The sequence below is a fragment of the Spirosoma montaniterrae genome, from assembly GCF_001988955.1.
GTDB classification, from domain to species: domain Bacteria; phylum Bacteroidota; class Bacteroidia; order Cytophagales; family Spirosomataceae; genus Spirosoma; species Spirosoma montaniterrae.
The window spans coordinates 1,342,305-1,357,992 of sequence record NZ_CP014263.1 but is presented as its reverse complement, the minus strand read 5'-3'; the positions used below and the strand labels follow the sequence as shown (position 1 = coordinate 1,357,992).

The 15,688-nt window shown below is 51.9% G+C and carries 17 protein-coding genes; 3 read left to right on the top strand and 14 right to left on the bottom strand.

The genetic code is table 11. From position 1 onward, the window contains the following. Window positions 1-10: 10 nt before the first annotated feature. Window positions 11-1,450 carry a Kelch repeat-containing protein gene (locus tag AWR27_RS05870; protein ID WP_198045097.1) on the bottom strand — a complete coding sequence of 480 codons (1,440 nt, stop codon included), beginning with the start codon at window positions 1,448-1,450 and terminating at the stop codon, window positions 11-13. Between the two features lie 148 nt (window positions 1,451-1,598). Further along, the gene (locus AWR27_RS05865) at window positions 1,599-2,105 is read right to left on the bottom strand and encodes a hypothetical protein (RefSeq protein ID WP_077130329.1); all 507 of its coding nucleotides are present in this window, start codon (window positions 2,103-2,105) and stop codon (window positions 1,599-1,601) included. A gap of 120 nt (window positions 2,106-2,225) precedes the next feature. On the opposite strand from AWR27_RS05865, the gene AWR27_RS05860 reads away from it, so the two are divergent. After that, window positions 2,226-3,266 carry a hypothetical protein gene (locus tag AWR27_RS05860; RefSeq protein WP_157579154.1) on the top strand — a complete coding sequence of 347 codons (1,041 nt, stop codon included), beginning with the start codon at window positions 2,226-2,228 and terminating at the stop codon, window positions 3,264-3,266. Window positions 3,267-3,292: 26 nt separating this feature from the next. Here AWR27_RS05860 and AWR27_RS05855 read toward each other — a convergent pair whose 3' ends face one another. The 4 genes from AWR27_RS05855 to AWR27_RS05840 all read right to left on the bottom strand — a co-directional run bounded on the left by AWR27_RS05855 (window position 3,293) and on the right by AWR27_RS05840 (window position 5,895). Next, complete coding sequence (locus AWR27_RS05855) at window positions 3,293-3,724, bottom strand: hypothetical protein (RefSeq protein WP_077130327.1); 432 nt, start codon at window positions 3,722-3,724, stop codon at window positions 3,293-3,295. A 42-nt stretch (window positions 3,725-3,766) separates the two neighbouring features. Beyond that, the gene (locus AWR27_RS05850) at window positions 3,767-4,228 is read right to left on the bottom strand and encodes a hypothetical protein (RefSeq protein ID WP_077130326.1); all 462 of its coding nucleotides are present in this window, start codon (window positions 4,226-4,228) and stop codon (window positions 3,767-3,769) included. A gap of 39 nt (window positions 4,229-4,267) precedes the next feature. Continuing rightward, a complete protein-coding gene (locus tag AWR27_RS05845; RefSeq protein ID WP_077130325.1) occupies window positions 4,268-4,795 on the bottom strand; it encodes a hypothetical protein in 528 nt (175 codons plus the stop codon). Window positions 4,796-4,899: 104 nt separating this feature from the next. Further along, window positions 4,900-5,895, bottom strand: a complete 996-nt coding sequence (locus AWR27_RS05840) for a hypothetical protein (RefSeq protein WP_077130324.1) — start codon at window positions 5,893-5,895, stop codon at window positions 4,900-4,902. A 165-nt stretch (window positions 5,896-6,060) separates the two neighbouring features. Here AWR27_RS05840 and AWR27_RS05835 point away from each other — a divergent pair, with 165 nt between their 5' ends. Continuing rightward, window positions 6,061-7,500 (top strand): sensor histidine kinase, encoded by a 1,440-nt coding sequence (locus AWR27_RS05835; protein ID WP_077130323.1) that lies wholly within the window; start codon window positions 6,061-6,063, stop codon window positions 7,498-7,500. Window positions 7,501-7,586: 86 nt separating this feature from the next. Here the strand turns inward: AWR27_RS05835 and AWR27_RS05830 are convergent, their stop codons facing one another. The 8 genes from AWR27_RS05830 to AWR27_RS05795 form a co-directional block, all read right to left on the bottom strand. Next, window positions 7,587-7,967: a hypothetical protein gene (locus tag AWR27_RS05830; RefSeq protein WP_077130322.1), complete on the bottom strand. Its 381-nt coding sequence runs from the start codon at window positions 7,965-7,967 to the stop codon at window positions 7,587-7,589. Window positions 7,968-8,173: 206 nt separating this feature from the next. Beyond that, on the bottom strand, window positions 8,174-8,797 hold the full coding sequence (locus AWR27_RS05825; RefSeq protein ID WP_077130321.1) for a response regulator: 624 nt from the start codon (window positions 8,795-8,797) through the stop codon (window positions 8,174-8,176). A 123-nt stretch (window positions 8,798-8,920) separates the two neighbouring features. Further along, the gene (locus AWR27_RS05820; RefSeq protein ID WP_232325987.1) at window positions 8,921-9,787 is read right to left on the bottom strand and encodes a sensor histidine kinase; all 867 of its coding nucleotides are present in this window, start codon (window positions 9,785-9,787) and stop codon (window positions 8,921-8,923) included. A gap of 253 nt (window positions 9,788-10,040) precedes the next feature. Next, a complete protein-coding gene (locus AWR27_RS05815) occupies window positions 10,041-10,712 on the bottom strand; it encodes a hypothetical protein (protein ID WP_077130319.1) in 672 nt (223 codons plus the stop codon). Further along, on the bottom strand, window positions 10,691-11,506 hold the full coding sequence (locus AWR27_RS05810) for a hypothetical protein (protein WP_077130318.1): 816 nt from the start codon (window positions 11,504-11,506) through the stop codon (window positions 10,691-10,693). The genes AWR27_RS05815 and AWR27_RS05810 overlap by 22 nt, the downstream gene beginning before the upstream one ends. 33 nt (window positions 11,507-11,539) lie before the next feature. Then, on the bottom strand, window positions 11,540-12,862 hold the full coding sequence (locus AWR27_RS05805) for a S8/S53 family peptidase (protein WP_077130317.1): 1,323 nt from the start codon (window positions 12,860-12,862) through the stop codon (window positions 11,540-11,542). A 126-nt stretch (window positions 12,863-12,988) separates the two neighbouring features. Then, window positions 12,989-13,843, bottom strand: coding sequence for a glycoside hydrolase family 16 protein (locus AWR27_RS05800; RefSeq protein WP_077133830.1), 855 nt, complete (start codon window positions 13,841-13,843; stop codon window positions 12,989-12,991). Between the two features lie 102 nt (window positions 13,844-13,945). Continuing rightward, the gene (locus AWR27_RS05795) at window positions 13,946-14,797 is read right to left on the bottom strand and encodes an alpha/beta hydrolase (RefSeq protein WP_077133829.1); all 852 of its coding nucleotides are present in this window, start codon (window positions 14,795-14,797) and stop codon (window positions 13,946-13,948) included. 146 nt (window positions 14,798-14,943) lie between these two features. On the opposite strand from AWR27_RS05795, the gene AWR27_RS05790 reads away from it, so the two are divergent. Beyond that, entirely contained in the window at window positions 14,944-15,648 is a 705-nt protein-coding gene (locus AWR27_RS05790) for an esterase family protein (protein WP_077130316.1), read from the top strand. Window positions 15,649-15,688 lie beyond the last annotated feature (40 nt).

The window sequence follows — 15,688 nt, the reverse complement described above, 5'->3', positions numbered from 1 at the left end:
GTTAAAGGGGTTACTCAAATCGAACCTGGTAGATATTCTTATCGTAACGGGCTGGATTGTTGGGCGCGGTACCTGAACCTGAATTTTTGTCTTGCCCTAACACGCTATACATCACTCCATTACCAGCATATACATTTCTTGTATCAGCCACAATAGGACTGTTGTTAAAGGACAGGGGGGCATACATGTTAGTGGCAGGATTGTAGGAGAAATAATTCGCAACGCCCCCCACATTCGCCATGATGTATAGAATGCCGTCTTTTTCGTAGAGCGTATTTGGGCTTAACTGCCGGGCTGTGACAGGGGCCAGGTTGTTGGGCATACCCAGATTAGTGTACGTGTTGGTCTCGGTGTCGAGATAGTACGTGTACATCTTGACATCAGGCACGTTATTGGTGTTTGTAGTGGCCCAGAAGTAGATGCGTTTATCTTTCACAAACGTCGCATTGCTGGGGAACCAGTTTCCTGCTTCGGTTCGTAGCGCCGGGATTTCAGCGAGTGTACCGTTCTTCAAATCAACCACTTGTGTTGGCTGACTCGCAAAGATTGAAATCAGATAGAGCTTATCGCCTACAAGGGCCTGAGTTCGACTCCCGTTGATTTTGGGAAGATTAAACTTCACGGACCACACCTTTTTTGTGAAATCATATTCGTAGAATTGAGTGAAATCGGCTACCCAAAGATTGTTGTTGTAGATAAATCGGGAAGCAAATCCTGTGTTTGCAAACACCTGTCCTGGCGCGTTGACTAATTGAGTCCATTTTTTCGACGCGATATCGTATTCCCAAAATTCATTATTGTAGGTGAAGTTTCCAGCGTTTGCCTGGTTGGCCGCAGGAAAAGAGCCACCGACTGTATATAGCTTATTATTGTGAGAAACTACAATCGGATTGATAAGCCCCACTTTGGGGAAAGCACTCGAATGCACCTCCCACGATACTCTACTAAAAGAAGTACCAGCGGGTAAGGTAGTGAACGCTCCTCCTCCCCCGTAACTCGTCCCGGTTGCGTTCGTTGCATAAGCCCGCACGTAGTACCTGGCATTGCCTTCGAGACCCGTCAGGTTGCTACTGATGGTGAGCGGAAACGGCCCGCTGGTGGCTCCCAACTCGGTTTTGCTGTCGTTGAGCGTGGGCGTTTGACTGGTTTTGCTGTACACAAAACCGTGCTGGCTGATGGCCGCGCCCCCGTTGCCCTCAATCACCGCCGACACCCGCGCCGAGGCCGACGTAACGCCCGTTGCCGTAGGAGCTGTAGCGGTGCTGATGCCGGGGGCGGTGCTGGTTGTAGCGGTGGTGCTGGTGCCAGGCGACGTAGTAGTGCTGCCGGGCGTGGTCGTAACGGGTGGTTTGGTGGGCGTAGGGTCGGGGTCTTTTTTGCAGTTTTGCAGACCCAGCCCGAAGGTTAGCAACAGGCCCAACCAGAGCGAGAGAAGAAGGATGCGTTTCATGACTGTGTGCGATAAAAGCGGAAAGCGGCCGGGGTCGCGTTCGACTTGTTTGACTGGCTCAAAGGTCGCCACGCGGCACACGGGCCGAAATCCCATAAAAGGGTGACAGCGTTGACCGTTCGCTCAAACGGGTCGGGCCAATTGCCGATCAAAACATCCAGCCGAAGGCGATACCCGGCACCGGCCCGTTGATGCGGAACATAAACCCGCTGTAGGCCGTGTAGCGGTAGCCCACTAAAGGCAGCAGCAAATACCGCCATTCGGTGCGCCGGTCGCGCAGTCGTTGCCCGGTTTGCGGGTCGGTATACGAATCGAAAATCATATGTTCGCGTCTGACACCTGCCAGCCCAAACTCCCACATAGCTCGCCCACGCCCAATGCCAACCGTCAAATAATGCGGTACGGTGGCTCCTATTGAAACCCCACTCGAAAAAGAGGCTCCAACGCCTATGCCGGCATTGACGTAATGATGCACGTCGTCGAAAGCCCGGTAATCGTCGGAAAAGCGGAAGGAGCCGTGCAATTGCGTACCGATGCCGAGCGTATTGCCGACCAAATCCAGTGACAGGCCCACGCGCATCCGGTGGGGCAGTTCCTGCGCCTGGGTCGTAGTGAAGAACAGTACAAAAGCGAGAAGTAAGCCAGAAGTTTTCATGATTAAGGTGGTTTAGCTGGCTCAAAAGTCGGCGGCTGCGGTGCAGCCTGAAATCCCATGAACGGGTGATACCCTATCCCCTTTTTATGGGATAGTCTTCGGGGGGAATTGTGTATTACTTTGCCTAACCTCTTCGGTCGTTTGCGACTGTTTGGCAAAACCGGGAAGAGAAGAACCAAACATTTGTACTGCCGCGATACGTGGTTTATCCTGCTTACTATGGGCGCGTTTTGGCAACCTTGTACCGATTGGAAGATTAGCAAGGGAAGGTCGTTGCAGCTTGGCGAGTTTGTTCAGGCTGGTGTATATCAGTTTGATTTTACAAGCAACGGGGCTGGTTTCACAGGCGAAAGTCCGCTCACAGCTCTTTTCATTGGAGTAGGCATTGGGGTTTCAGCCGGTATATTCTCGGCGAGCGCACAGGGCCGGGCCTTTGGGTTAAAAGGTAGTGCACTGGAAGCAGCCAACCGGCAGCGGTCGCAACTTTCCCACGCTGCCGAACGACTTGGTAGACGGATTGAACAGCGCACCGGCGACGCATCCCGATTTTCTGATGCCACGTCGGCCCTCACTCCGGGCGGAGGCACCCGCCTAACCTGTCATCAGGCGTTTAGTGCCCGCGATTTGAACATGGCACAGGGGGGGTTCGGCAAAATAGAAGCCGGCGTGGGCGCGTCGGTCAGTGGCGACGGTGTTTGTGCCTTTCAATTAAACCGGTGGTTTTTTGCGACGGGTTCGTTCGATTCCGGCGTTTCGTTTACCACCGGCGTAACGGGTATGATTGGCATCTGGAAAGTAATTACCGACCCGCTGCCCGAATACGGCAACCTCTGGTTTGCGCGGGGATACGTTCAGTCGCTGTTCATGGACGTCAGGCAATCCGCTTCCCTGATGGAAGAACGCGACCGTAATCGCTACATTGCTGGTATCAATGCCGCCGACCGGATGCGGTCGGTTATTGACCACGAAGGGCGCGACTTACGGACCCATATTATTCACAACTATTTCCGCCACGACGCCGACATTCAGCGGCAACTTCGGCAACGAGGCTCTCGTGGCGGAGCCAACACGATTCACATCGACCGCGAAGAACTGGCCCGGCGCATCGCCCGATTTTTAGATAACAATCCGGGCCTGGCCGTTGAGATGGGCTATGATTAATTGCCCTCAGGCGGTAGGATAGGTTTTCAGGGTGTGATCCGGGCTATTGGCTCCAGCGAATGCGCTCGGTCGTCGTGTCCGGCCCGAACGCCCTTTAACTCCCAGTAACTATGTAAAAAATCATAGAGCGAGGGAGGACGCTGGCCCGCATATACGGGCATAGCCGTTTTATAAAACGGGTAAACAAAAATCAGCACAGATTGCTCAAACTCACCATACGCCCCCTCGGCACTTCTATAGCGGGCATATAAATAATGCTCCGTGCAGACCGAGACCACGTCGTTAGCTCCTGTTCGCTCCCGGTATTGCACGGCTACAGACCAGGCTGTACGCAGTACTTCGAGACGGGCAACCCGGCCCCCATACCCCCGACTCGCATCGGCTATCAGGGTATTAATCTGCTGAGCAACAGCGTTATCGACGGGCAGTAACTGGCGGGAAGGTCTGTATAAATTCATAGAATTTATTGGATGAATGAGTACGCGATGTAGTTATCGCTGTTATTTCGTAAGCGTTAATTGCCACCGCTCCCGCAAAAACTGACGAAATCGCCAAACGGGCCAGTAGATGGTTGCGGCTACGATACTGCCAAGAACCACTGTGACGGGCAACGCACACACCCAGGCGTTGGGCATCAGGAACATAGCCCAGAGCGGGGGCCACACCAGCAGAAACACCGCTCCCACCCAATTCCGCGTGTGGGCTTCGCTGGTGAAGCCCACACGCAGTTCGACCTGCGTTTGCCCGGCTTCGCTTCGGATGCGGCCCGTTGCTACAGTCCAGTAAATAGTCTCGAACTTGAGCGGCCTTGCCTTTTGAATCTGAAACGCAGGCGGGTTGGTTTCTACGGCATAGCGGTGTTGCGGCTCGCGGAAGAGGGCCAGCACGGCCTGCTCGTCGGCCAGCGTGTCGAGGTCGCGCCAGAGTACAGTTTGCGGCAGGGGCGTTGTGTAGGCGGGCATGGGGGGTGCACAGCGGAAAGTGCGAAAACGGTTTGGAAATCAGGATACTTTTATCCAGATACCAATGGTTGCTGTTGCCTGTGCCCCTACTATTACGTCGCCATTGGCTCCCGTTGCCTGTTGCCTGTTAAGACCTGTACCAAATAAGTTTCCTCCGGTATTCCAAGCCCATATAGAGGATAAACTTCCTCCAGCCACATACCCAATACCAGCATTTGCCATCGCTCCCATGGAGTAGTTTAAATCGTCGGAATTAAATGGACGCTGTATGAAAGGTCTGAGATCGGTATAGTTGGCCGAACCATTAGCCCCCATACCAATGCCAATGCCTACGCCGGCAAAAACAAACATTCGTGAAATACCACGATAGCCTTCATCTCTGCGCCGAAAGTTACAGAGCTGAAAATCGACAGCCGGGCCTGGCATAAGTAGTTCATGCAGATTTAAGGCATCCCTTGCCTTCTCCAGAAGGGGCATATACCGCGCCAAAGCAGCAGCAGGTGCGGCCCCGGCAGCCTGACAGCCAATCATTAACACTTCCCACTCATTGGTTTTTGCAACAGCCATTGTTTTGGTAAGTTTTTGGTGTGAATACTGTTTAGCACTACTAACTCGGCAAAACACTTCTTTTAAATGGTTATACACGATGCACCTCGCGCGCGCTTCCCCCGTCACGGCAGCGCGTAAAACTGTAGCCGTTTTTCGGTATAGCCCCAACTGGTAAGTTGGGCATCGGTCAGCTCGGTTTCGGCAACGGTGAGCGTGAAATCGCGGCAGGGGTCGCCCTGGGGGTGGGCGTTAATCCAGCGATACACGGCTACGTACCGGCGTCCGTCGCTGGGCGGTTGCCGGAAGGCCCAGAACTGAAATTCTTTGTCTTTGTACCCCCAGCTTTGCAGTTGGGCATCCGTCAGTTCGTGTTCACCAAACAGGATACTGCCCGCGCAATTGGGCATCGTCCAGCGATAGACGGCAACAGCATTGGGGCCGCTGGGACGGTTGCGGTAGGCCGAATACTGGTAGAGCTTATCGGTATAACCCCAGCTTTGCAGTTGCTGGTCAGTGTGGCGACCTTCGGGCATCGACTCAAAATCTTTCGTAGCGGGCGAAATCCAGCGCACAACTCGCACCCGTTCGGTTCTGCCAGCCGGATACCCGCTACTGGCACCCGCGTCTGCCTGGCCGGGACTAACGGGATCTGTTACCGCATCAAATGTCCAGCTTTGTGCATCTTCGTTGCCCGTGAAGCGCATCAGGGGTTGTCCCGACCGGTTCAGCAATATCGTGTTGCGGGGCTGCTTGCCGGGGCTGACGAATGTGACCCGTATCCGGTCGAGATTCCAGTTGTCGTAACTCTGAAACGTCTGCGTCGGATGCCCATCGTGAAATAGGGTAATAGCCCGCAAATCGCTGGGTTTGAAGTCATAGGCTTCAATCTGATAGGTATGGGTCGTATTATTGGCCCAGCCTTCGCCTTCGTTCAGATCAAGGCCAGCCATACTGGCCCGATTGTGAAAATAAACACTGGCTTTTACCGATTGACCGCCCCGCAGGTCGTCGCCCCCGGTGGTAAGCTGAATCAGCAGGTAGGGCTGATTGAGTCGTTGCGCCAGCGAGATTGTTAGCGTCGCAACAACAAGGCAGATTGTCTGCAATAACGTTTTCATGGTAGAGATAGAAGCCGAAAGCCGGATTGGTTGCTACAAACTTCGGGAACGGCTATCTGCGCCGAAATCCCATAAAAGGGGGATAACCGAATGTCACATTTGTATAATTCGTGTTTGCCTTGTGGTACTACCTTTCGACTAATAGCAAACTATCCCCACTCAATTATGCTGCTCCATATCACTTACCCCACGCTGCGGCTGTTTCTCGATGGTATGCTGCTGATGATGACCCTGTACGCTTTTGCTACGTTCATCTGGCACCACAAGCTACTCTACGCCTGGTACGGCCTCTACCTGCTGGGCATGATTGCCAACCTGTATTTCAACGATAAAGCCCATCAACTACAGGATCAGCACGCGCCAGAATCGGCAGTAGCACTGGCGCAGTGGCTGGAGGTTTCGATACAAACCGTTGCCTTCATCTTTTATATTCACTTTGCCCGTACGCTGCTCAACCTGCGCCGACGCGACCCGTTCAGTTTCCGGCTCACCAATTACATGCTCTTCGTGCTGGCCACCGGGCAACTCATCGACTCGGGGGGCTTGTGGCTGGGTTCATCGGCAGTAGTCACCGAATGGCGTAGTCTACTGACCGACCTGAATCGCTACGTCATGGCGGGGTTAACGTTTATGATTGTGCCCCGTATGCTGCGGCTGCGCGATGTGGTTTCGTCGTTTTTTATTGCCGGAACCGCCTTTTTTGTGGGCGGTTCCATTCTGGCCGTTACGCTGAATCTGTTTGGCTTTGCAGCGCGTATCCCCGAACAACCGTTTAGTTATCCACTGACTGTCATGCAGTTGGGCATCATTATCGAGTCGCTCCTGTTTACCATAGCCATCTCATTTCTGAACCGCCAAACCGAGCGCGAGAAAATTCAGTATCAGGCCCAACTGATTGAGCAACTGCGCGAGAACGAAGCCAAGCAAGCCCGGCTCAACAACCTGCGCGACGAAATTGCCCGCGACCTGCACGACGAGATGGGATCGCAACTGAGCAGCATCAGCATTCTGAGCCAGACTACCACCCGCTATGTTGACGACGAACGCGCCCGCCACCGGCTGGTTATTATTGGGCAAACGGCCCGGCAGGTGATGGATTCGATGCGCGAGATTGTCTGGAGCCTCAACTCGGCCAGCGATTCGTTGCAGGACGTGGGCCAGCGCATCCGCGAAACAGCCACCATCCTCTTCGAGGATAGCCCCGTGCGGCTGCACGTCAGCCTTACCGCCGACGAGCAGCCGCTCAATCTCAGCCACCGGCATCGACGCGAGTTGTTTTTGATTGCCAAAGAATGCCTGACCAATATCCTGCGCCACGCCAACGCCCAAACCGTCTGGATTAGCCTGAAACGCGAACCCACCGGCCTGGTACTCCGCATTCAGGACAACGGACGCGGTTTCGACTCTGACCGCCCGAGCAGCGGCTTGGGTCTGAGCAATTTGCGCCTTCGGGCCGAGCGGCTGGGTGCCACGCTGCACATCGAATCAGAACCCGGCCAGGGCACGTATGTTGAGGTAGTTTGGGCGGCTTGTGTAGGTGCAAATCTGCCCGTGAACCAATCTGTACACCCTTCCAAAGCCCCGCCGATTGCAGTTGTCGTATAGTGTTGTTCAACGCATACCAAATGAAATCGTTTATAGCGTCAGCAAGGTGCCATAAACGGTTTCATTTGGTATGCGTTGAAAAAGATTTATTGCCGCTCATAAATAATAGTTTCGCGCCAGGTGGCTGGCAAGTCACAATTCGTATCGACAGCCGAGGCCGAAATCTGCATTTGCGTATCGCTCAGAAACGTGATCCGACAATCGATAAAGGTGATACAGCCATCGGGAGCGGTGCGTTTGACAAGCCATCGGCCAACTTGCCGACCACTGGCGTTGACCCAAACCGGCCCTTCGGCCTCATGGGTATAGTCTGCGGTGCGGAAGTGGCACGACAGAACGGTGCCGTGCTGTTGCAACTGCATGGTTATGCCGTTGGAGCGGCTGTACCAGTTGCCGGAATAGTCGGCGGTGTGGGTGTTAAGCACGTAGCCTGTAAGCAGGCTCACTAAAAGCAGAAGCGTTTTCATAAATGGTAGCAAGAAATTGTTTGGTATTGGGTTTGCGTAGGTGATTAGCCTGACTGACTCGTCAAAGTTCGCCACGGCCCGAATGCTACGCTCTCCCATAATCATGGGACACTGTAACGGTCTGGCAGATTTCCGCTAAAAACAATAGGGTCAGATTCGTGCGAATCTGACCCTGCTATGCCTCTGCCCCATGTTTGGTTCGGGTTTTATGGCCGATACTTGGCGATAGCCTCCGTCACCGAATGCACGTGCAGTTTTTCGTAAATCCGCTTGATATGCGTTCGGACGGTTTCGATGCCGATACCGAGTTCGGCGGCTACGAGCTTATAACTCATGCCCTGCGCCAGGTAATGCAGCACCTGACTTTCGCGGCCCGTAAGCTGGTCGAGATTGGCCGACTGCCCCGCCTGAGCCGGAAACGTGCGGATAACCTTGCGGGCAATGCTGGGCGACATAGGCGCGCCCCCCGCATAAACTGACTGAATAGCGTCTATCAACTGATCGGGCGGGATTTGTTTGAGCAGGTAGCCCGATGCTCCTGCGCAAAGTGCCCGAAACACGCGGTCGTCGTCGTCAAAAACAGTGAGCATCAGCACATCGACCGACGGGAACTCGCGATGTAACGCCTGCACGGCCTGAATGCCATCCCGACCGGGTAGGTCAATGTCCATCAGCACCACGTCGGGCTGGAGTTGGTAGGTCTGGTCGTTGGCCCGCAGGCAATCGCCGAAGGCACCCACCAGCGAGAAGCCTTCGGTATCAGCTATAAGGGTGCTGAGAGCCTCGCGCAACGGGGCATTGTCTTCGTAAAGCAGAACGCGAACGGCCATAACTTCGGATCGATAAAGTTGGAATTGAACAAAGCCTTCGGCCTATAAGCAAAGGTAAGCAGTACGGCGTGTTACCATCTATCCCATAAAAGGGGGATATTTGTTTTCAGATTGACGTATTAATCAGATCGGAAACTGTAATCTGATTAATGTACCTTTTCTCTCTACCGATTCTACCGTCAGCGTACCCCCCAGCAGCACAGCCCGGTTTTGCATGTTTCGCAAGCCATTGCCGCCAGTTGAATTGCGTTTGACTGGCTGTTCGGTGTTGAAGCCCCGTCCGTCGTCCTGCACGGTCAGTACCAGATCGCCTGTCTGCCGTTGCAGCCGCACCGTCACCTGATGCGCTTCGGCGTAGCGGGCCACGTTGGTAATGGCTTCTTTGTAAATCAGAAAAAAATCGCGCCGGTGTTCCGCCGACAAACTAAGCCGTTTTACGTCATCATCGACAACCACGTGCCAGTCAACAGGCTGGTCGGTGAACAGGCTGGCAGCCACGTCGGTCATGCGGGCGGCTACATTGGTCATGCTGTCGTGAGTGGGGTTGATGCTCCAGACAATATCGCCCATCGAGTCCATGACCTGCCGGGCCGTTTGGCCGATGCGTTCGAGGGTGGCCTGGGTTTTGGCGGGGTCTTTCAGGGCCGACCGCTGGGCCGTCTGGCTCAGAATGCTGATGCTGCTAAGGTAGCTGCCCATATCGTCGTGCAAATCGCGGGCAATCCGGTCGCGGGTGTGTTGCAGACGCAAGAACTGGCGGATACGGTAGCGGTAGAGCAGATACAGACAGGCACTTACGAAAACAAGTCCGTACAGAAACATCATCGGAAGAAACCACCAGCGTAGCCAGAGCGGTGATTCAACTACGATCTTTAGGCGGGCAGGTTTGACGTAAGTGCGTTGAGCGTCAGAGATTTCAAGCACCAGTTCACCATTCGGCAAGTCAGGCAGTACAATAAACGTATCACGGGTGATGACAGAGCGTGGCAATAATGCCTTTATGTTGTATTTGAACGCAGTATTGGGGATTGATGAATCAAAATGAACAAGTACATTATTATTCCGGTAACTCACATGTATTATCGAATCTCCCTGATGAAAGCGAAATGGCAATTGCTCTGTGTAAGGCCGCTGGATTGTTTCAACCTTAGTAATCAAGATGATTTGCGCCTGAACGTAAGGCTGCTCACAGGTAAAAATTAGTCCAGTTAGCCAAAATACCCAGCGTGTCATATCCGTAGGTTTATCGTTCTTTAAGCGTAAACCCTATTGTGAACAGCCCATACACTACTGCGCCAATTATAACGACCAACGTGTCTATGAAAAAGTATAAATCAACAGACGTCTCAATGAAGTAGTTTAAAAAACAGGCTCTTCCTGCTTTGAAGAAACCTATCAATAAAAAGCCAGCATGATGGTACACCATCCCATCACGGCGAATAGAACGATCAAGCGGTTGTTCTAGTACATGTACAAGACTGACGAATGCATATAGCGCAATCAGCAGCCAGGCTACTGTTTCAGTAGCAGTGTTAATATGATTAAAACCTACCCAGCCGAAAACTTCTACTGGTATAGTAATCGCAACAACAACCGCTATTATCATCGGCCAATTTCCCCAGCCAATTCGTTCTGTATAAAAGTGGGTGCCAATCCATAGCACAGATGATGTCTGGAAATAATGTATAAAATGGTTTCTGATTGCATTGAAGCGTAAAGTAGTAGCAACTACTTCAAGCATTAACATAGCTATCAGAAACCAGACAAGGCTTCTTTCTGACTTGTTTAACAAACGCCAGTGTAAGAGTCCTGCTACGATTGGCACCAGAACCACCGCTGTAAATCCATACCAAAGCCAATCAAGAATGTCATATATTGACACAGTCTTATTCGTTAGCTGATGGTGGCGTTGCACGGTTGGCGCGGTGGGCACTCCGTTGGGTCAGAATCGTCCTTCACGCGTCCGCTGCACATATAAAACGGCGTACCCACGTCTTCATTCACATCAGAGAACTCAAGCATCATGATACGAACACTACCTGAGTTAGGAATGGAGTCGTCAAAGCCGTCGTTATTCATGCCCATGCGAATACGTATCTCTTCGGCCTGCCCTAAATACACATCGTCACTAAGCAAATGGCGAAACGTTTTTATGTCGAGTGCATATCCCCGTAGATCAACAGGGTCAGACAAATCGCGTGTTACAATCTCCTCAAATCGATTTAGCAATGTACGAGCTTCGTCAACACTTATTTCGTCGCCGAAATTCAGTACATAATGTCCAGCCTGCCCATCTTCAGTTTGCTTGCGGTAGGGTTGATCCACTAAGTCCACCGAAGGTCCCTGGTCATCGCAGCAGAACGAACCCGACACCACCAATTGCGGTATCAGACATTCATCCATCCCGAAGCAGATTTTTATATTCAGGCATTTAGCATTGTCGAAATAAGCAAGCGTTTGCAAGACATTCCCTTTGCTAACCGTTAATGTGAGCACCTTGGGAAGGTGTTCACAATCGGTGATTGCCAGTTCTTTCCGAGATCGGCGCACGAAGTAGCGCAGAAACGCAAAGAAGTCGTACAAGCGGTTAGGCCCTGTTGCCAGGTTCTTCATTTTGTCGGCGTAAGAGACGTCCTGATTTGGATGACCCTCGTAGTTCGTAAAGAAACTAAAGGCTTCCCGAAGAGATGCAGCTTCGCTTTGTCGCATAATTGTGTGGTTGAAAAATTGTAATGAATTGTGTTAGGGCAATAATTCCGCAATGCCCGCTTTGATTGACTCCCAATCGGGCAGACAAATGTCGCCCACGGGTTGAACAGTTAGCCTGCGCCCACAGGTCTTAAGCAGATTTTTTATTTCGGCAGGTTTCAAATACTGACGGCCCGTTGTTTGAGCGTACTGTTGCGCTCGCACTACCAGACCGGCTATAACTGAGGTAGCTCCCGATGATTCATCAAAATCCGGTTTTTTTTCGTGGGGTGGAGCATAACATGTCACTATCGATGCATAATTACTCTCAATACACAGGGCGTTTGGATTGATACCACCCACAACAATACCCGGCCAATTTGTTGCATTATAAGCGACCGTCAGTTCCTGAAATAGCTCTTCATAAGATACAAATCCCTCTCCTGATCTACCTCCCCCAGCCGAGAATAAAACAATGACGCCTTTCTCTTCCAGCCATCGCGTAATATGAAACACTGCCAGATCGAACAATGCTGTACAATACGTATTGCCTTGCTTAAATGATGTTGTTATAAACAGCACATCCCCTTCGGTTAGGTTCAATACTCTCTGGCTACTGAAAGCATAATTAAATCTGGTCTTTATTCCAAATGGATCTCTATCTACCATTTCTTCATACCTCGGATATTGTGTACTACAAAAGTGGCATTGAACCTGCGAATCAAGATTCATGGTCCAACGCGCTACTTGCATTGCATCTCGCCCGTGTTCACTTACATGGTCTTCTCGTAAATTGTCTAAAAGACGAAATGCCGCATCAGCCGACTGATTTGACTCATCTTCAAGATCAAACCCTGAAGTGCTTGTAAGGTGCACAAGTTGCTGAACTTCGGGTTTTATCGCAATCGGTCTCAGCATCTCTTGCAGATGAATTTGAGAAAGCAAGGGGCGGGGATGAACGTGACTTATTTGATCTCGTTCAATTTGGAATCGTTCCCGTCTAAATTGAAGCAAATCGGGTTTAAGCCGCTCCCAACGTATCATCCAGCCATTCCTACCGTTTCCAGATAAACCGTACCTAATGCGCATACTTTGCTCATTGACAAGTTGATAGATACGTGCGGTTTTATCTTCTTTCAAATAAAATAATCGAAGGAAGTAGTACCTATCTTCCTGATCCAACTTTTCTATTTCTACAGCCCGGTCTTCAAATGCCCAATGCATATAGGCAGTACTTGTAGCAGCAACAGGTTCTTCGCCTAACAATTGGCCCAATTGAGCCTTATTGTAGGCACTTGCTTCGCCAGCGCGGTATAATTCTTTGACAGATTCGATATCTTCGAATAGTACATAGTTTCCCTGCTTAATCGTAGTCATAGCGTTTTGGCATTTATCTGTACAAAAGTATAATCCACAGCTTCAACCAACCATCCCATAAAAGGGGGATGCCCAGCCCTCTGCCGAACATCCCCTGCCCCTCATACCCTACACCCTTGTCCCTTCCTACTGATACACCCGCACATAGTCAACCTCCATGCGCTGCGGCCAGATGGTTTCATCAACGCCCTTCTGCCCGCCCCAGTTGCCGCCTACGGCCACGTTCAGAATCAGGAAAAACGGTTGGGTGAACGGCCATTGGGCATCCGTGCTGCCCAGCGTTGACCGCTGCACGGTATAATACAGTTTGTCGTCCACGTAAAACTCCATCTGATCGGCGGTCCACTCCACGGCGTACAGGTGAAACGCGCTCACCGCATCTGGAACAATCGTTTTGCTGGTTTTTTGCGTGCCTTTTACGTGGTTGTACGTCTCGGAATGAATCGATGCGTGAACCACGCCCTCATCGAAGCCGACGTGTTCCATGATGTCGATTTCGCCACAGCGGGGCCAGCCAGCGGTTGAAATGTTTTTACCGAGCATCCATACGGCGGGCCACGTGCCTCGTCCTTTGGGGAGTTTGGCGTAGGCTTCAATACGCCCGTAGGTCCAGGTGATTTTGTCGCGGGTCAGGAGCCGGGCCGAGGTGTAGGCACTGCCCTGGTAATTTTCTTTACGGGCTTCGATAATCAGTTTACCGGCTTCAATACGGGCGTTTTCGGCACGTCGGCGGGTGTAAAACTGGAGTTCGTTGTTGCCGAAGCCGTTGCCACCCACATCGTAGCCCCATTTGGTGGTATCGGGCAGACCGGGCGTATCGAACTCATCGGACCAAACTAATTTTCGCACCACCGGAGCTGTAGTTACGCTGGTCGGTGGTGTTACCGTCACGGGCGGCTGCACCGGTACGGCGGGCGTAGCCTGCGGCCCTTTGCAGGCAACGAACAGGAGAACGATGAAGAGGAAAAGCATAGGTTTCATAATTTTGTGCATAAATAGAGTGGTTGAATGATTGGATGGTTGAATGATGTGCAGTACCCCATTCAATCATTCAATCATTCAATCATTCAACCATTCAACCACTCAATAACCAAACGCCCACCTCAGGAAATCAGGCATAATCTGACTCCAGGTTTCCTGATTGTGCTGACCGCCTTCTACCTCTACATAACGAATATCGGTATTGCGGTCGTAGCCTTTGGCTTCGAGTTCATTGATGATGTCGAGCGTGTCGTCAATGGAGTCGATCACGCCGTTGTTGTTTCGGTCGCTGGTTTCATCGTCGGTGCCGGTTTGCAGCCAGAACGTCAGGTTTGGCTTGTACGTACCTTGCCGGATGAGGTTATGCATAATCCGGTCTCGATCTTCCTGGTATGCACTGTCGAACTTCTTGCTGCGCCACCAGAATGACCCCGAAAAAACGCCCACTTTTGAGAAACGGTCGGGGTGATGAAACACCAAATCAAAGGCCGACAAACCGCCCAGCGAAAACCCGGCAAATACGCTGTCGTCGGGTTTCTGGCTGACAGGATAGTGCTTTTTCACGTAGGGCAGCAGTTCGGTCAACACAAAATCGGCGTACAGATTGGCTTTGCTGCCCCGCTTCATATAATCGGCCTGGGCCGCAGTGCCATACTCCTGAATACGGTCGCCGGCATGAATGGCAATCAGCACGAAAGGCTGAATAGCCTGCTGCTGATAGAGCGAATCGAGCAGGCGAGTCATATGGAGCCGGGGCAGGTCCTGACCGTCATTGAGGTAGAGCACGGGCAGGCGTTGCTGCGCTGGCTTACTATCGAGCGATTGGTAGCCAGTTGGCAAAATAATGTCTAAATGAACCGTGCGTTTAAGCGGTACAGACACCAACGAATCGTCGTGCCGCGTCGTTACGGCAGGCAAAAGAAATACATCATGGCCCGGTAGAGGGTCGTTCATAAACAAACCAAGTAACAGAAGTACGGTGATCACAAGGTGCAAAATAGGTATTTTTTTCGGCTCGTTCGGTATCGAAGGTTGTGGTTTCTACGGCTTTGGTCTAATTTCAACCCAAATTTTATCGCAACACGCAATCTTCTCAGCCTGTGCAACAAGACTATCGACGGTGGTACTCGCACCACTTAGGCCGCGACATGGAGATGCTGGTATATGGCAACTGGGGCTACCCGGTGCTGCTGTTCCCAACGTCTATGGGCCATTATTACGAGTATAAGGACTTTGGTCTGATCGAAACGGTTCGCGGGTTCGTGGAGTCGGGCAAGGTAAAACTCTACTGCATCGACAGCATCGACCGCGATAGCTGGTATGCCAAACACCTGCACCCCGGCACGCGCATCTGGAACCACATGTTGTATGATCGTTTTCTGAGCGAAGAACTTGTGCCAGGTATTCAACGCGAATGCAACGTTCGCAAAATCGGCGTATCGGGCGCGTCGTTCGGCGGCTACCACGCGCTGAACTTTGCCTTTCGGCATCCCGATCAGGTGGGGCACCTGCTTACGATGGGCGCGGCCTACGATATTCGGTCGTTTCTGGGTGGCTACTACGACGACAATGTATATTTCAACAACCCGCCCGATTATATGCCGAACGCACAGAATCCGGAGTTCTACCACATGAACATCGTGCTGGGTACGTCGGCCTACGATTTCTGTAAACCCGACAATTACCACATGTCGGATATTCTGAACCGCAAAGGCATCCGGCATCACCTCGACGTGGTGCCGTGGGGAGACCATGACTGGCCCGTCTGGAAAGAACAATTTCCGAGGTATCTGAGTATGATTTAGTAATGCGGCTGGAAAGCCGCCCGTCTGTTTATCAACACAT

Bases quoted from the DNA above. Each gene is read 5' to 3' on its own strand.
- AWR27_RS05870 (WP_198045097.1), bottom strand. From the start codon at position 1,450: ATGAAACGCATCCTTCTTCTCTCGCTCTGGTTGGGCCTGTTGCTAACC.
- AWR27_RS05865 (WP_077130329.1), bottom strand. From the start codon at position 2,105: ATGAAAACTTCTGGCTTACTTCTCGCTTTTGTACTGTTCTTCACTACG.
- AWR27_RS05855 (WP_077130327.1), bottom strand. From the start codon at position 3,724: ATGAATTTATACAGACCTTCCCGCCAGTTACTGCCCGTCGATAACGCT.
- AWR27_RS05850 (WP_077130326.1), bottom strand. From the start codon at position 4,228: ATGCCCGCCTACACAACGCCCCTGCCGCAAACTGTACTCTGGCGCGAC.
- AWR27_RS05845 (WP_077130325.1), bottom strand. From the start codon at position 4,795: ATGGCTGTTGCAAAAACCAATGAGTGGGAAGTGTTAATGATTGGCTGT.
- AWR27_RS05840 (WP_077130324.1), bottom strand. From the start codon at position 5,895: ATGAAAACGTTATTGCAGACAATCTGCCTTGTTGTTGCGACGCTAACA.
- AWR27_RS05835 (WP_077130323.1), top strand. From the start codon at position 6,061: ATGCTGCTCCATATCACTTACCCCACGCTGCGGCTGTTTCTCGATGGT.
- AWR27_RS05830 (WP_077130322.1), bottom strand. From the start codon at position 7,967: ATGAAAACGCTTCTGCTTTTAGTGAGCCTGCTTACAGGCTACGTGCTT.
- AWR27_RS05825 (WP_077130321.1), bottom strand. From the start codon at position 8,797: ATGGCCGTTCGCGTTCTGCTTTACGAAGACAATGCCCCGTTGCGCGAG.
- AWR27_RS05810 (WP_077130318.1), bottom strand. From the start codon at position 11,506: ATGCGACAAAGCGAAGCTGCATCTCTTCGGGAAGCCTTTAGTTTCTTT.
- AWR27_RS05805 (WP_077130317.1), bottom strand. From the start codon at position 12,862: ATGACTACGATTAAGCAGGGAAACTATGTACTATTCGAAGATATCGAA.
- AWR27_RS05800 (WP_077133830.1), bottom strand. From the start codon at position 13,843: ATGAAACCTATGCTTTTCCTCTTCATCGTTCTCCTGTTCGTTGCCTGC.
- AWR27_RS05795 (WP_077133829.1), bottom strand. From the start codon at position 14,797: ATGAACGACCCTCTACCGGGCCATGATGTATTTCTTTTGCCTGCCGTA.